At 65.9% G+C, this 13,185-nt stretch carries 10 protein-coding genes; 4 read left to right on the top strand and 6 right to left on the bottom strand.

Annotated features, from left to right (window positions below; all coding sequences use genetic code 11):
* Nucleotides 1–16 precede the first annotated feature (16 nt).
* Together VPH41_RS06030 and VPH41_RS06035 are read left to right on the top strand one after the other, a co-directional pair.
* Entirely contained in the window at nucleotides 17–1,090 is a 1,074-nt protein-coding gene (locus VPH41_RS06030; protein WP_328569285.1) for an ABC transporter ATP-binding protein, read from the top strand.
* A gap of 2 nt (nucleotides 1,091–1,092) precedes the next feature.
* On the top strand, nucleotides 1,093–2,139 hold the full coding sequence (locus VPH41_RS06035) for an AbrB family transcriptional regulator (protein WP_328569286.1): 1,047 nt from the start codon (nucleotides 1,093–1,095) through the stop codon (nucleotides 2,137–2,139).
* Here VPH41_RS06035 and VPH41_RS06040 read toward each other — a convergent pair.
* From VPH41_RS06040 to VPH41_RS06050, 3 genes are read right to left on the bottom strand one after another with little or no spacing between them, the layout of a single operon-like run.
* Complete coding sequence (locus VPH41_RS06040; RefSeq protein ID WP_328569287.1) at nucleotides 2,136–2,921, bottom strand: DUF2145 domain-containing protein; 786 nt, start codon at nucleotides 2,919–2,921, stop codon at nucleotides 2,136–2,138. The two genes, VPH41_RS06035 and VPH41_RS06040, sit on opposite strands and share 4 nt — an antisense overlap.
* A 5-nt stretch (nucleotides 2,922–2,926) precedes the next feature.
* A complete protein-coding gene (locus VPH41_RS06045) occupies nucleotides 2,927–3,343 on the bottom strand; it encodes a hypothetical protein (RefSeq protein WP_328569288.1) in 417 nt (138 codons plus the stop codon).
* Nucleotides 3,344–3,370: 27 nt separating this feature from the next.
* Nucleotides 3,371–3,793 carry a hypothetical protein gene (locus VPH41_RS06050; protein ID WP_152256869.1) on the bottom strand — a complete coding sequence of 141 codons (423 nt, stop codon included), beginning with the start codon at nucleotides 3,791–3,793 and terminating at the stop codon, nucleotides 3,371–3,373.
* A 160-nt stretch (nucleotides 3,794–3,953) separates the two neighbouring features.
* Here VPH41_RS06050 and VPH41_RS06055 point away from each other — a divergent pair, with 160 nt between their 5' ends.
* Complete coding sequence (locus VPH41_RS06055) at nucleotides 3,954–4,727, top strand: helix-turn-helix domain-containing protein (RefSeq protein WP_328569289.1); 774 nt, start codon at nucleotides 3,954–3,956, stop codon at nucleotides 4,725–4,727.
* 66 nt (nucleotides 4,728–4,793) lie between these two features.
* Here the strand turns inward: VPH41_RS06055 and VPH41_RS06060 are convergent, their stop codons facing one another.
* The gene (locus VPH41_RS06060) at nucleotides 4,794–6,296 is read right to left on the bottom strand and encodes a DUF3999 family protein (RefSeq protein WP_328569290.1); all 1,503 of its coding nucleotides are present in this window, start codon (nucleotides 6,294–6,296) and stop codon (nucleotides 4,794–4,796) included.
* The gene (locus VPH41_RS06065; protein ID WP_328569291.1) at nucleotides 6,293–9,514 is read right to left on the bottom strand and encodes a DUF2339 domain-containing protein; all 3,222 of its coding nucleotides are present in this window, start codon (nucleotides 9,512–9,514) and stop codon (nucleotides 6,293–6,295) included. Before VPH41_RS06065 ends, VPH41_RS06060 begins: the two co-directional genes overlap by 4 nt.
* Before the next feature lie 244 nt (nucleotides 9,515–9,758).
* Here VPH41_RS06065 and VPH41_RS06070 point away from each other — a divergent pair, with 244 nt between their 5' ends.
* The gene (locus VPH41_RS06070; protein ID WP_152281157.1) at nucleotides 9,759–11,645 is read left to right on the top strand and encodes an MFS transporter; all 1,887 of its coding nucleotides are present in this window, start codon (nucleotides 9,759–9,761) and stop codon (nucleotides 11,643–11,645) included.
* Between the two features lie 3 nt (nucleotides 11,646–11,648).
* Here VPH41_RS06070 and VPH41_RS06075 read toward each other — a convergent pair whose 3' ends face one another.
* Complete coding sequence (locus VPH41_RS06075) at nucleotides 11,649–13,184, bottom strand: hybrid sensor histidine kinase/response regulator (RefSeq protein ID WP_328569292.1); 1,536 nt, start codon at nucleotides 13,182–13,184, stop codon at nucleotides 11,649–11,651.
* Nucleotide 13,185 lies beyond the last annotated feature (1 nt).

Consider the following 13,185-nt stretch of genomic DNA (forward strand, 5'->3'; position numbering starts at 1 on the left):
GAACTGAGACCACATCATGAATGAACTGACCGTCAATGAGCTGTACCTGGACTACGGCACCGGCGCTTCCGCCAACCAGATCCTGAAGGGGGTCTCGATGCACCTGAAAAAGGGCGAAGTGGTCGCCTTGCTGGGGCCTTCGGGCAGCGGCAAGACCACCTTGCTGCGCGCCGTCGCGGGGCTGGAAAGCCCGAAGGCGGGCACCATCCAGATCGGCGAGCGCAATGTCTACGAGGGCGCGAAACACTTCGAGATGCCGGCCGAGCACCGCAACCTGGGCCTGGTGTTCCAGTCGTACGCGCTGTGGCCGCACAAGACGGTGTTCGACAACGTCGCCTATGGCCTCAAATTGCGCAAGATGGGCAGCACGGAAATCGCCGCGCGCATCAAGGAAGTGCTGACGCAGCTGGGCCTGGGGCACCTGGGCGAACGCTATCCGCACCAGTTGTCCGGCGGCCAGCAGCAGCGCGTGGCGATCGCCAGGGCGCTGGTGTACAACCCGCCCGTGATCCTGCTCGACGAACCGCTGTCGAACCTCGACGCCAAGCTGCGCGAGGAAGCGCGCGCCTTCCTGCGCGAACTGATCGTGCGCCTGGGCCTGTCGGCCCTGATGGTGACGCATGACCAGGGCGAGGCGATGGCCATTTCCGACCGCATTTTGCTGCTCAATAACGGCAAGATCGAGCAGCAGGGCACGCCGCAAAGCATGTATGAAACGCCGGACACGCTGTTTACGGCCGAATTCATGGGCAGTAACAACCGCCTGCCCGGCAAGGTGGTGCAGCGCGAAGGCAACCAGGTGCGCCTGCTGGTCGACGGCGCCTCCATGCAGGGCGTGGCGCGCGGCGCCAACGTGGGCACGGAGGTGACGACCATGATACGCGTCGAGGAAGTGAAGATCAGTGCCACGCAGGTGGACAATGCCATCGAGCTGCCGCTACTGACCTGCATGTACCTGGGCGACCGCTGGGAATGCCTGTTCGAGCGCGGCGGCGCCGAGAACATCAGCCTGCGCGCCTATTCGCGCCACAAGCTTGAAGCGGGCAAGTACTGGCTGCATATGCCGGCCGACAAGCTCTGGGTGTTTTAACGGTGCCGTGGTGGCCACGCTGGCGCGCCGTCGGCGCCGCGCTGGCCGCCGGCCTGGCGGGCGCCGCCATCTGCCTGTGGCTGCACACGCCGCTGCCGTGGATGATCGGCCCCCTGTTTGCCACGGCGGGGCTGCGCCTGGCGGGGCGCGAACTGGCTTGCCCCGTGCGCGTGCGCGAGGCGGGCCAGTGGGCCATCGGCACGGCGCTGGGCCTGTATTTCACGGCGCCCGTGCTGGTCGTGCTGCTCGACTACACGCCGTGGATCGCCGGCGCCGTGCTGTTCGCGCTGGCGCTGGGCGCTGCGGGCGCCATGCTGCTGCGGCGCCTGTCCGGCGTCGACCACGCCACCGCCTTTTTTGCCATGGCCGTCGGTGGTGCGTCCGAGATGGCGGTGCAGAGCGAGCGCCATGGCGCCGACGTGGGCAAGGTGGCCGCCGCGCACAGCCTGCGCATGATGCTGGTGGTGGCGACCATCCCGTTCGGCGTGCGCTACTGGGGCAGCCACGGGCTGGAAGCGGGACATGAAAGCTTCGTGCCCGGCGCCGCGCTGGTTGATTATGGCGGGCTGGCGCTGCTGATACTCGTCACCGTATCGGGCGCTCTCGCATGCAAACGGGGCCGGCTGCCCAATGCCTGGGTCATCGGCCCGCTGCTGGCGGCACTGCTGCTGACGGCCTGCGGCATCCATCTGTCGCGCCTGCCCGAGTGGATGATACGCGCGGGCCAGCTGTTCATCGGCATAGCGCTGGGCACGCGCTTCAGCCCCGCCTTCCTCCATGCGGCCCCCCGCTACCTGGCCAGCGTGGCCCTGTGCGCCATGCTCATGCTGTTGCTGGCGGCCGCCTTCGGACTGGGCCTGTCGCACTGGCTGGCCATCCATCCCGGCACGGCCATCCTGGCCACTTCGCCCGGCGGCATCGCGGAGATGTCGCTGACGGCCAAGACCCTGCACCTGGGCGTGCCCATCGTCACGGCCTTTCACGTGGCGCGCATGGTGGTGCTGGTATTGCTGATCGGCCCGCTGTTTCGCCTGCTGCAGCGGTTCTAATTTCCCCGCACCACGATTTCCTGTATCTGCGGCTCGCGCTGGCGCATGAAGCGCACGATGGAGTCCACGGTGACGACGTCGATCTGGCGCGTCATGCGGCGCTCGAACGGATGGTCGTCGAAGGCGATATTGGCGCGGAACATGCGCGCGCCCAGGCGCGTGGCGGCGGGTATGCTGAGCGTTTGCGGCGCATAGCTGGCGCTGCGCAGCCAGCCTTGCGCTTCGGCCCGCGTTTCGATCTTGCCCGGCTCGTTGCTGGCGGCAGCCAAGGTTTCCAGCACCCACTGGTTCGAGTTCTGGTACTTGGTGGAAAACGGGTAGGCCAGCATATTGTAGTGCGGCTCATGCAGGCGCTTCGGCGTGTTGCTGGTCAGCAGGCGCACCAGTTGCTGCTGCGTATCCTGGCCCGGGACCAGGATCAGCGTTTCATACATGAACACGTCATCCATGAAGAAATTGCCCAAGCCTTCGTTGTACAGCGATGATTGCGCCGTGCCGCATTCATTGAGTTCATGCACGACCAGCCAGCGCCCTTTCGGGTGGTCGCGCCAGGCCAGCGCCATGTGCGAATAGCGCAGATTGTATTTCGACAGGTCCTGCCCGGCGCGCGCCACCAGCGCCACCTGCGCGCCCGAGCCATCGAGCGCTTGCAGGGTCTTTTGCGCCAGGTCCATCGACTTGACGAGGGTGGATGCATCCGTTTGCTTTTCCTCGCACGAGCGCCCCGCATGGGCGCCGCCGGCCAGGGCCAGGCTGATGACAATCACGGTCAGGCGTTTCATGGGGTTCACGCTTTCGAATGGTGGAGGATGGCCTGGCCGGCTGCATTCGGCACATAGGCGATGGTCTTGCCCGACAGCACCAGCATGTGGCCCGTGGAGACGGCCACCACGTTGACGACGGTGCCGGCCGCCAGCGACAGGCCTTGCATGGCCTTCTGGCTCAGCTTGACGGAAGCCGTGGCGGCGGAAGACGCGCCCCTGGCTGCGCTCCTCAGCACCAGCACGCTGCCGTCGGCCACATCTTCCACCTTGTCGACGACCACTTCACCGGCGGCGGCCAGTACCGACATGGAACCGACCAGCACGATGGCCGAGGCCATGCTGGCGTTGTCGGACGCGTTGGTGGTGTCGGAATTGGCGGCCTGGGCCAGCGGCGCCAGGGTGGTGGCGCACAGCAGGGCGGTGGCGAGCAGATGTTTCATGGGATGTCTATTCTTCATTGTTGATGGTTACACTTTGGAGTGGTGCAGCAGTGCCTTGCCCAGTTCGTTGGGGATGAAGGCGATGGCCTTGCCGGACAGCACCAGCATATGGCCGGTGGACAGCGCCACCACATTGACCACCGTGCCGGCAGCCAGCGACAGGCCCTTGGCCGCTTGCGTGCTCATCTGGATGGAAGCGCCGCCCGCTTCGGAAGCACCCTTGAGCACGATGACGATGCCTTCGCCTACCGTCTCCACGCTGGCGACCACCACCTGGCCGGATGCGACCAGCATCGACATGGAACCGGCGACAACGATGGCGGAACCCTGGCTCAGGTTTTGCGAGCCTTTCGACAGGTTCTCGGACGCGGCAGCGTGCGCCAGGCCGGGGGCGGCCATGGAGAACGTCAGCAGCGACAGGGACAGGCAGAGGGGCAGCAGGCGTTTCATGTGTTTCTCCTTCAAGTGTGCCAAGTGGCAACGCCATCATTGTAGACTGTGGGCAATTGGTCAATGAAAACGCTACTCGTAGCGGGCAGGCATACCGCAGGTAGCGTATTGTGCTACTTTTTTGCCGCTTGAACCGATGCTATTTTTATAAAGGAAGTGCATGCCGCAAACCCACGCCCTGATCGAAGCCTTGAAACGCCTGCTGAAGGCGCGCGCCGTCACCTATGCCGAGCTGGCCCAGCGCATCGGCGTCTCCGAAGCCAGCGTCAAGCGGATGTTTTCGCAGAAGCAATTTACGCTGCAGCGCCTGGACCAGATCCTGGTGGCCATCGGCAGCGATTTCCAGCAGTTGGCGCAGGCCGTGCAGACGGCGCAGGCCGCGCCCACCCTGATCACGGGGCTGACGTATGCGCAGGAAAAGGAAATCATCGAAGACACCCGGCTGTTCGTGGTGGCCGTCTCCGCCCTGAACTTGCTGCCGCTGGAACAGATCGTTGCCATCTACGACATCAGCGAAGCGCAAGCCGTCAAATATCTGCTGCGGCTCGACAAGATCGGTTTTCTGGAACTGCTGCCGAATAACCGGGTCAAACTGCTGGTGGCGCGCACGTTTGCGTGGATACCGAACGGCCCCATCCACACGTATTTCAAGCAGGAGGCGTATGGCGACTATTTGAATTCCCAATTCGATGGCGAGACGGAATTGCTGCGCCTGGTGAACGTGATGCTGTCGAAGAAGTCCACGGCGGCCTTGCTGGAGCGCCTGAAGCAAGTGGCAGTGGAGTTTTCGCAGCAACACCAGGAAGACGCGCGCCTGCCTGGCGATGAACGCCTGGCCATCAGCTTCATGCTGGCGGCGCGTCCCTGGATGCCGCAGACGTTTAAGGCGCTGCTGCGGCATACGGTTGCGCCAGTCGGCCAGTCGGCCAGTTAGTCAGTCAGCCTAGTCGGCCAGTAAGCTAGTCAGTCAGCAAGCCAGTTAGCAGGCGCTTCCTGGCCGCTAGCCGTGCTGCTTGCCGCCGTCCGTTTTCTCCTGGTCGGCTTGTTCCTGGCCCGCTTGTTCCGGATCCGTTTGCTCCTGTTTCATCTGGGTCAGCAAGCGCCAGGCAAAAAAGCCCAGTACGCCCACGCCCAGCAGCAGGGCGCCCCACAGCGCGGCCAGGCGCCACGGTGCTGCGCCCTGGCTGGCGACGGGCGCGGGCGCCTTGCTTCCGTTGGCCTGGAGCGGTCCCGTGCTGGCCGTTTTGAGGGCCAGCAATTCATCGGCCTGGAAGCCGGGCGCCACCTGCGACAGCGGCTGCGCCACGGCTGCCGCATCGCTCTTGCCGAATGCCAGTTGATAGGGCGGCTTGCCGCTGGCCAGCAATACCATGGTGGCCGGTGTCCAGCCCAGGCGCAAGGCGGGCGCATTGCCGGCGGAGAGCGGGTGTTCAGTCGGCGTCTGCATGACCCACAGCGCCGTCTGCGTCACGGGCATGGCAAGGTCGCCCGAAATCCTTTCCTTGCCATCGAGGCCGATGCGGTAAAACGTGGTGCTCAGCAAGGCATCAAAATACGGGCCTTTTACCGGTTGCGTCTGCTGGCGCAGGTGCAGGCGGTGCCGGGGAACGTAGCTGTTCTGGCGATACACGCCCAGGGTCACGGGCAAGACCACGTTGCTTTGCGTAAATTGCAGGGCGATGCTGTCGGCGGGAATGGCGATGGGCGCGGGATAGCGCCATTCATGGTCCTGCTGGCCGGGCACGCCTTGCAGCACGATGGCGGCGCGCGGCGCGGCGACTTCCGTTTCGCTGACGGCTTGCGCCGCGATCGCCGCAAAGGCCCGCGGTTCGCCCGCTTGCCAGCTCAGGCGTGCATAGCGGAACGCGCGCGGCGCGAAGGCGATGCTGTCGTTGGCCAGGGTTTGCGTGTCGTTGTTGCTGAGCCAATTCAGGGTAGTGGTGCCGATGGCGTCCCATTGCTTCAGGTCGTCGCTTACTTCCAGCAGCACTTGCGCACTGTAATTGTCCGTGCGGGCCGGCGCCGTGAAGCGCAGGGCGGCGATGCGGCTGCCTTGCGCCTGCTTGCCCAGGTCGAGGATCAGCGCCTGCAGCGCGACCGTGCCGGCCGTCGTGCCGGCCCGCGTGCTGACCGACAGCAGCCGGCCATCGTCCGCCGTGTGGATATCGATGCCCTGTACGCCAAGGCTGGACGTGCCCGTCACGGGAAAGATACGCGCGGCAATATTTGTCCGCTGCGTGGCCGATTGCGCGGAAGGCGCGACCATGGCATAGGCCAGGCGCTTGCCGTCGCCGTCGAACAGGCGCACGTCGGCCAGGCTGGCTGAACTGGCGTGCAGGTAGACTTCCCGGGGCAGGGGCAGCTGGACGATGCCTGCGCCAGCGGGCACATGCACGGGCATGCTCCAGCCATAGTCATGTGGCCGGTCCGGCGCCTGGCCCGTTGGCGCGGCCAGCGCGGCACCCATGACCAGCACGCTGCAAAAGAGGAGTGACGATTTCATGCGGCTCCTTGCTGTGGTGCGGCCGGCGCGGCCGGTGCGGCAGCCTTGGGGAAAGGCGCCAGGTAGCCGATCAACACCATCAGCAAGCCCACGCCTACGAAGGACACGATGCGTTCGATGCCGCCCACGTTCGACAGGTCGATGGCGAACAGTTTCAGTACGACCAGCCCCAGCAGCACGGCGCCCAGGCTCCACTGCTGGCGCCGCTGCTGGCGGGCCGCGTGGCGCATCAGCAGCAGGGCCGTGACGCTCCATACCAGCGACAGCATCGCTTGCACGAACTGCGAGGCCAGCATGGCATCGAAGGTGTAGGGCACGCCCAGGTAGTGCGAGACCGTACGCAGCAGCATCAAGTTGAACCAGACATACACGCAGCAGGCGGCCACGGCGGGCAAACGTGCTTGCCACAGGGCGGGCAGGGGGACCTGGCTTGCTGGCAACAAACGGTAGCTGGCTATGGCCAGCAGGATGGCAAAGCCCGTGCTCAGGTCCAGCGGATTGAGCAGCGGCAAATAGGGCAGGGGCGCCATGGCGCCGTCGTCGACGATATTCCACGCGGCGATCAGCAGCAGCGACCACAGCGCGCCCAGCGGTATCAGGGTGCGCTGGTACCACGCCGCAATCGGTGCCACGGGCCAGGCGCCCGTGCGGCAACGGCGGATCAGCCAGGCCAGGGCCAGCATCATGGCCCAGGCCGGCAAGTAGCGGGCCCAGGCGGGGCTGACATTGCCGGCATGGCCCGCCAGCCAGGCGTTCACGTGCATGGCACCCACGGGCCACAGCATCAGCCATGGCGCTGCCGTGCGCAGCGTATGCAGCAGGCGCAGCGCGCGCGCATCGAGTTGCCAGCCCGCTTGCGGCCAGGCCCGCAGCAGGTATTCGCCGGCCGCCAGGGCACTGGCCAGGGCCAGCCAGCTCAAGCCGCCGGGCAGGTAGTCGCGCAGGTACAGCGCCAGCAGCAGGTTGGCGCTCCACAGGCCCAGGCCGAGCCAGGCGGCCACGCTGAACCAGCGCAGCTGCGGCCAGTCCAGGCGCCGCGCCAGGATGGCGAACACGGGTGTCGTGACGCACACGGCAATCAGGTACAGCGCCAGCCAGTGCTCGCCCGCATGCGGCTGCAGGGACAGGTCGCCGTCGATCAGGCGCAGCAGCCAGCTGACGAGCGGCACGAGGATGGCGGCAAACCATAGCAAGCCGCTCCAGGCCAGCAGGGGGCGCGCGACCAGGGCCAGCAGCTCGTCGCCGCCGCGCGCGCGCAGCGCAAGGAAGCGGGCGCTGGCAAAGGCGGCGGCGCCCAGCAGCAGTGCGCTGAGGAAGGAGCCGCCGAACAGGCTGGCCGGATGCTGGTCCCAGAACCAGCTGGCGCGGCTGAGCATGATCATGCCGGCCAGTACCTGCACGGCCAGCAGCAGCGCGCGCGGCGCATGCCATTGCTCGCGCCGCGCCAGCCACGCCAGCAGCGCGGCCACGGCCAGCGCGCTGACGGTGAGCAGGTTCAGCTGCGTGGCGGCTTCCGTGCGCAGCAGGATTTCGCTCCAGATGCCGCCCAGCAGCCAGGCCGTGGCGGCCGTCAGGAACAGCACGGACAGGCCGCTCATGAACTCGGGATGCAAGTGGCTGCCGTGGCGGCGGAAATTGTAGGCCATCACCAGCGCGGCGGCGGCCAGCAGCGCGCAGCCCAGCCAGATGTTGGCGTGCAGGGCCGCTGCCGTATCGAGTTCCACCATGGCGCCGAGGAAGGCAAGCCAGGCGGCTCCCTGGACCAGCAGGCCGAAAGCCCAGGCCAGGGTCTGGCGCTGGCGCAAGCCGACCCAGACGATGCCCGCGCCTTCCAGCGCCCAAGCGGCCGATGTCCAGCGGCCGTCGAGGGCGAACGGGATGGCCAGGGTGCCGAAGACGATGCCCAGCGCGAGGAAGGCTTCGGCCAGCAGCTTGAAGCCATTCCTGCGCCACAGCGCCACGGCCAGTCCCGTGTAGCACAGGCCGGCAATCAGCGCGGAAAACGCCAGGCCGAAGTCAAAGTGCCGCACCAGGCCGTACTGCAGGCCCATGGCCGCCAGCGGCGTGCCGAAGACGAGGGTGCCATCCACGTAGTGCTTGAGGCGCGGCGCCTGGCGCGCGCAGTAGGCGATGGCGATGCCGACATAGAACAGCACGAACAGGATCAGGAACAGCTGCGTCGACAGGTAGTGCTCGGGCGTGTAGCGCAGCAGGCCCCAGGTGGTGGCGACGACAAAGGTGAAGCCAAAGCTCAGCACATTCAGGACGCGCCAGGCGCGTCGCAGGGCGATGGCGAAGACGCCCGCATTGAGCAGCGCGTAATAGCTGAACAGGCCGATATGGTTGCCGCTGCCCGTCGACACGAGCAAGGGCACGGCAAAGCCGCCCACGATGCCGAAGACGGCCAGCCAGACGGCGTTCTGCAGCACGGCCAGCAGGCAGGTGAACGCCGTCAGCACGAACAGCATGGCAAACGCCAGGCCGGCCGGGATCAGCTCATACAGGCGGAAGGCGCCAAACGTCACCAGCATCAATATCGCCAGCGCCGTGCCCTGCAGCGGCAGGCTGATGCCGGGGCGTTTGAGGCGGATGCGCCAGGCCCAGGCCAGCAGGGCGATGTCGGCCAGCGCAATGCCGGCCAGGCGCAGTTCGATGGGCACGGTCACCTGCGCCGACACATACTTGAGCAGGAAGCTGACGCCGAGGAAGAGGATCAGCAAGCCCAGCTTGGCCACCAGGTTGCCCGTGAATAGCCAGTTCTTCGCCTTGGCAACGAGGCCATCGGGGCGGGCGATCCAGGACGGGGTATTCGGCGCGGCAGGGGCGGGCCTGGCGGGCGGCGGCGCCGATGGCGCCGGGGCGGAGGGGGCGGCTGGCGCGGCCTTTGCCAGTGCGACGGGCTCGCTCACGGCCGCTTGCGGCACGGGAGCGGCAGGCGGCGCCGGCGCAGGCACCGGCGGGGCAACCGCAACAGGCGCCGGTACTGGTATTGGCAATGGTGCCGGCAGCGGCGCCGCGCTCACTACGGCGGGCGCGGCAGCAGCGGGCGCTTCGCCTGGGCCTTCCAGCGCCCGCAGGCGCTGCTGGATGCCGTCGACTTCCTTGCGCAGGCGCGCCGTCAGCAATTCCAGATCCGCCACCTTGCGGCGGTATTGCAGCACCAGCACGAAGGCGGTAATGAGCAAGCCTAGGATGAACAGCGTGATCAATCCAAACATGGGGCAGCTTTCCTGAAAGGGCAGGGCGAAGGCGCCCGATGTATGCGCACATTACCTTATTATCAAGAAACAAGCGATTTCTCTCGTGTCGGGGCAAGTGCCAGGAAGTGTGTCCGGAGGCAAGGCAGGCATGGGACAGGAGCGGGCTTTTCATATTGATGCCAAGCAAGATGACGACATTCAGATTGTCGTGCGCAAGATAGTGCTGTATTTTAGCAATTCCTTAATAGCCAGTCCCCATGCCATGAGTCAAAGCAGCCAGTTTTCCTTATTGTCGCAGCGCCGTTTCGGGCCCTTCTTCTGGACCCAGTTCTTTGGCGCCTTCAACGACAATCTGTTCAAGACGGCCCTGATGGTGATCCTCGCCTACGATGCGCTGAGCTGGACCACGCTCGACCCGTCCACCATCACCAACCTGATCCCCGGCCTTTTCATCCTGCCCTACGTCGTGTTTTCGGCTACGGCGGGCCAGCTGGCCGACAAGTTTGAAAAGGCGGGCCTGGCCCGTTTCGTCAAATGGATGGAACTGGCCATCATGGCCGTGGCGGCCGCCGGCTGGATGACGCATACGCTGTGGCTGCTGGTGGCTGCCGTGGTGGGCATGGGCGTGCACTCGACCCTGTTCGGTCCCGTCAAGTATGCGTACCTGCCGCAGCAGCTCAAGCCTGAAGAATTGGTTGGCGGCAATGGCTTGATCGAGATGGGCACGTTTGTCGGCATTCTATTGGGTGAAATTCTCGGCGCCGTCCTGATCGTGCACAAGCCGCTGGGCGTGGAACTGGTGGCGGGCGCGACCATCGCCGTGGCCGTGTTCGGCCTGATCGCCAGCTACCGCGTGCCGCGCACGCCCGCGCCCGAGCCGGACTTGAAGGTGAGCCTGAACTTCGTGGCCGAATCGTTCCGCAACCTGAATTTCTCGCGCAAGAACCGTCCCGTCTTCCTGGCCATGCTGGGCAACTCCTGGTTCTGGTTTTACGGCGCCCTGATCCTGGCCCAGTTCCCCGTGTATTCGAAGGATTTCCTACATGGCGACCACAGCGTGTTCGTGCTGCTGCTGACCGTGTTTTCCGTCGGCATCGGCACGGGTTCTTTGCTGTGCGAACGCTTGTCCGGCCACAAGATCGAAATCGGCCTGGTGCCGTTCGGTTCCATCGGCCTGTCGCTGTTCGGCATCGACCTGTATTTCGCCAGCAATGCCTATGCGAATACGCAAGTGGTCGACGCGCTGGCCTTTGTCAGCCAGGCGGGCGTGCCGCGCATCCTGCTCGACATCGTCATGATCGGCGTGTTCGGCGGCTTCTTCATCGTGCCCCTGTTCGCCCTGATCCAGACGCGCTGCGACCCGAAACACATTTCGCGCACGATTGCCGGCATGAATATCCTGAACGCCCTGTTCATGGTGGCAGCGGCCGGCGTGGCCATCGTGCTGCTGGGCCAGGGGTTTACGATTCCCCAGCTGTTCCTCGTCACGGCCATCCTGAATGCGCTGGTGGCCGCCTACATCTTCTCGCTGGTGCCGGAATTCCTCATGCGCTTCCTCGCGTGGATTCTGATCCAGACCGTGCACCGGGTCAAAGTGGTCGATGGCGAGCGCATCCCCGCGGAAGGTGCGGCGGTGCTGGTGTGCAATCACGTGAGCTATGTGGACGCCATCGTCATCATGGCGGCCAGCCCCCGGCCCATCCGCTTCGTCATGGACCACCGCATCTTCAAGATGCCGCTGATGGGCTGGATTTTCCGCACGGCCAAGGCCATTCCCATCGCGCCGGCCAAGGAAGATCCTTTCCTGATGGAAAAGGCCTTCATCGATATCGCGCAAGCCTTGCATGAAGGCGAACTGGTCTGCATCTTCCCCGAAGGCAAGCTGACACGCACGGGCCAGATCAGCGAATTCAAGGGCGGCATCGCCAAGATCGTCGAGCGCAGCAAGGTGCCCGTGATTCCGCTGGCGCTGCGCGGCTTGTGGGGGCATCTGTTGAGCCACCGCAATGGCCATTTGTTCGAGCGCGCCTTCAAGGCGGGCTTGCGCTCCCGTCTGTCGCTGGCCGTGGGCATGCCCGTGCCGCCCGAGGCCGCCACGCCGGAATTGCTGCAGCAAAAGGTGCAGGAATTGCGCGGCAAGTGGAAGTAACGCTTACTGTGGCCGTCCCGCCGCCGCCCTCTGCGCCAGGTGCGTACTGAGCAGGGCGACGATGGCGGCGAACTCCACGGGCTTCGTCAGGTGATGGTCGAAACCCGCCTGCTCCGTGCGCGAGCGGGCCTCGCCCTGGCCCCAGCCCGTCAAGGCGATCATCAGCACGTCGCGTCCCTGCGCCTTGCGGCGCATGCGGCGCGCCGTTTCATAGCCATCCATGTCCGGCATGCCCAGGTCCATCACGACCAGTTGCGGCCACGCCATATCCACGGCCGCCAGCGCCTGCGCGCCGTCATAGGCGACGCTGGCGGCATAACCTTCCAGCTGGAACAGGCTTTGCAGGGAATCGGCCGCGTCGCGGTTGTCGTCCACCACCAGCACTTGCAACGGCGGACTCGCGCCGGCGGGTGACGCGTTGCCGGCGGCGGCCGTCGCGCCCGGCGCGTCGCTGGCGCTGGCGGGCAAGGTGACGATAAAGCGGCTGCCGCGGCCGGGGCCGTCGCTATGGGCCTCAATGCTGCCGCCATGCATTTCGGCAAATTGGCGTGCCAGGCTGAGGCCGATACCGAGGCCGCTGGCCATCTGGCCCGCTACCGTGGGCCCCTGCTCGAACATGGAAAAGAGGCGGGGGATGGCTTTCGGCTCGATGCCGATGCCATCGTCTTCGACGGCCACCTGCAGCCGGCCCTGCGCCAGGCGCGCCGAAATTTGGATGTGGCCGCCGTCCGGCGTGAATTTCACGGCATTCGACACGATATTGGCGAAGATCTGCACCACCCTCGCATAGTCGGCGTGCAAGGTCACGGCCTGCGGCGGCACGGCGAGCGCAATGCTGATGTGCCGGCTGCTGGCGGCGGGCTGGCACAGCTCGGCCACATGGTCGAGCACTTGCTGCAGATCGAAATCCTTGAGCTGCAACGACACCTTGCCGCTGGTAATGCGCGCCACGTCGAGCAAGTCATCGACCAGGCGCGTCAGGTGCGTCAGCTGCCGCTCGATCACGTCGCTCACCTTGCCCACCTGCACCGAGGCCGGGTACAGATGCCTGAGCAGGGCCACGGAAGACTTGATGGGCGCCAGCGGATTGCGCAGTTCATGCCCGAGGCTGGCAAGAAATTCATCCTTGCGCCGCTGCGTCTCGCGCACCTGGTACTGGCGCTGGCGCGCGCGCAGCATGGCGTGGGCCGACGTGATCAGGGTCAGGATGTGCACGGGGCGTTCCAGCAGGGTCAGGTTGCCCAGGGTGGCAATGGCTTGCTGCAAGGGCAGGGTATCGAGTCCCGCGTGCGTGAGCACGGTGATGGGCAAGTCGGACCAGTCCGGCTGCCGGCGGGCGTAGGCATCGAGCACGGCGTAGACGCCCGCATGCAGCGCCTCGTCCACCGTCAGCACGCCGCCGGCGCCCAGCGCCAGCTGCTCGGCCAGATCGCCGGGGGAGCTGCAGGCATGGCTGGCGATGGCGCTGCCTGCCAGTACCGTGCCGGTCAGGCTGGCGTCCTGGCCGGCCGGCGCGTAGATCAGGATGCGCTGCTCCATG

The organism is Janthinobacterium sp. P210006 (assembly GCF_036231885.1).
Lineage (GTDB): Bacteria > Pseudomonadota > Gammaproteobacteria > Burkholderiales > Burkholderiaceae_D > Janthinobacterium > Janthinobacterium violaceinigrum.

Coding starts and splice junctions, on each gene's coding strand:
- VPH41_RS06030 (WP_328569285.1), top strand. CDS start 17: ATGAATGAACTGACCGTCAATGAGCTGTACCTGGACTACGGCACCGGC.
- VPH41_RS06040 (WP_328569287.1), bottom strand. CDS start 2,921: ATGAAACGCCTGACCGTGATTGTCATCAGCCTGGCCCTGGCCGGCGGC.
- VPH41_RS06045 (WP_328569288.1), bottom strand. CDS start 3,343: ATGAAACATCTGCTCGCCACCGCCCTGCTGTGCGCCACCACCCTGGCG.
- VPH41_RS06050 (WP_152256869.1), bottom strand. CDS start 3,793: ATGAAACGCCTGCTGCCCCTCTGCCTGTCCCTGTCGCTGCTGACGTTC.
- VPH41_RS06055 (WP_328569289.1), top strand. CDS start 3,954: ATGCCGCAAACCCACGCCCTGATCGAAGCCTTGAAACGCCTGCTGAAG.
- VPH41_RS06060 (WP_328569290.1), bottom strand. CDS start 6,296: ATGAAATCGTCACTCCTCTTTTGCAGCGTGCTGGTCATGGGTGCCGCG.
- VPH41_RS06065 (WP_328569291.1), bottom strand. CDS start 9,514: ATGTTTGGATTGATCACGCTGTTCATCCTAGGCTTGCTCATTACCGCC.
- VPH41_RS06070 (WP_152281157.1), top strand. CDS start 9,759: ATGAGTCAAAGCAGCCAGTTTTCCTTATTGTCGCAGCGCCGTTTCGGG.
- VPH41_RS06075 (WP_328569292.1), bottom strand. CDS start 13,184: ATGGAGCAGCGCATCCTGATCTACGCGCCGGCCGGCCAGGACGCCAGC.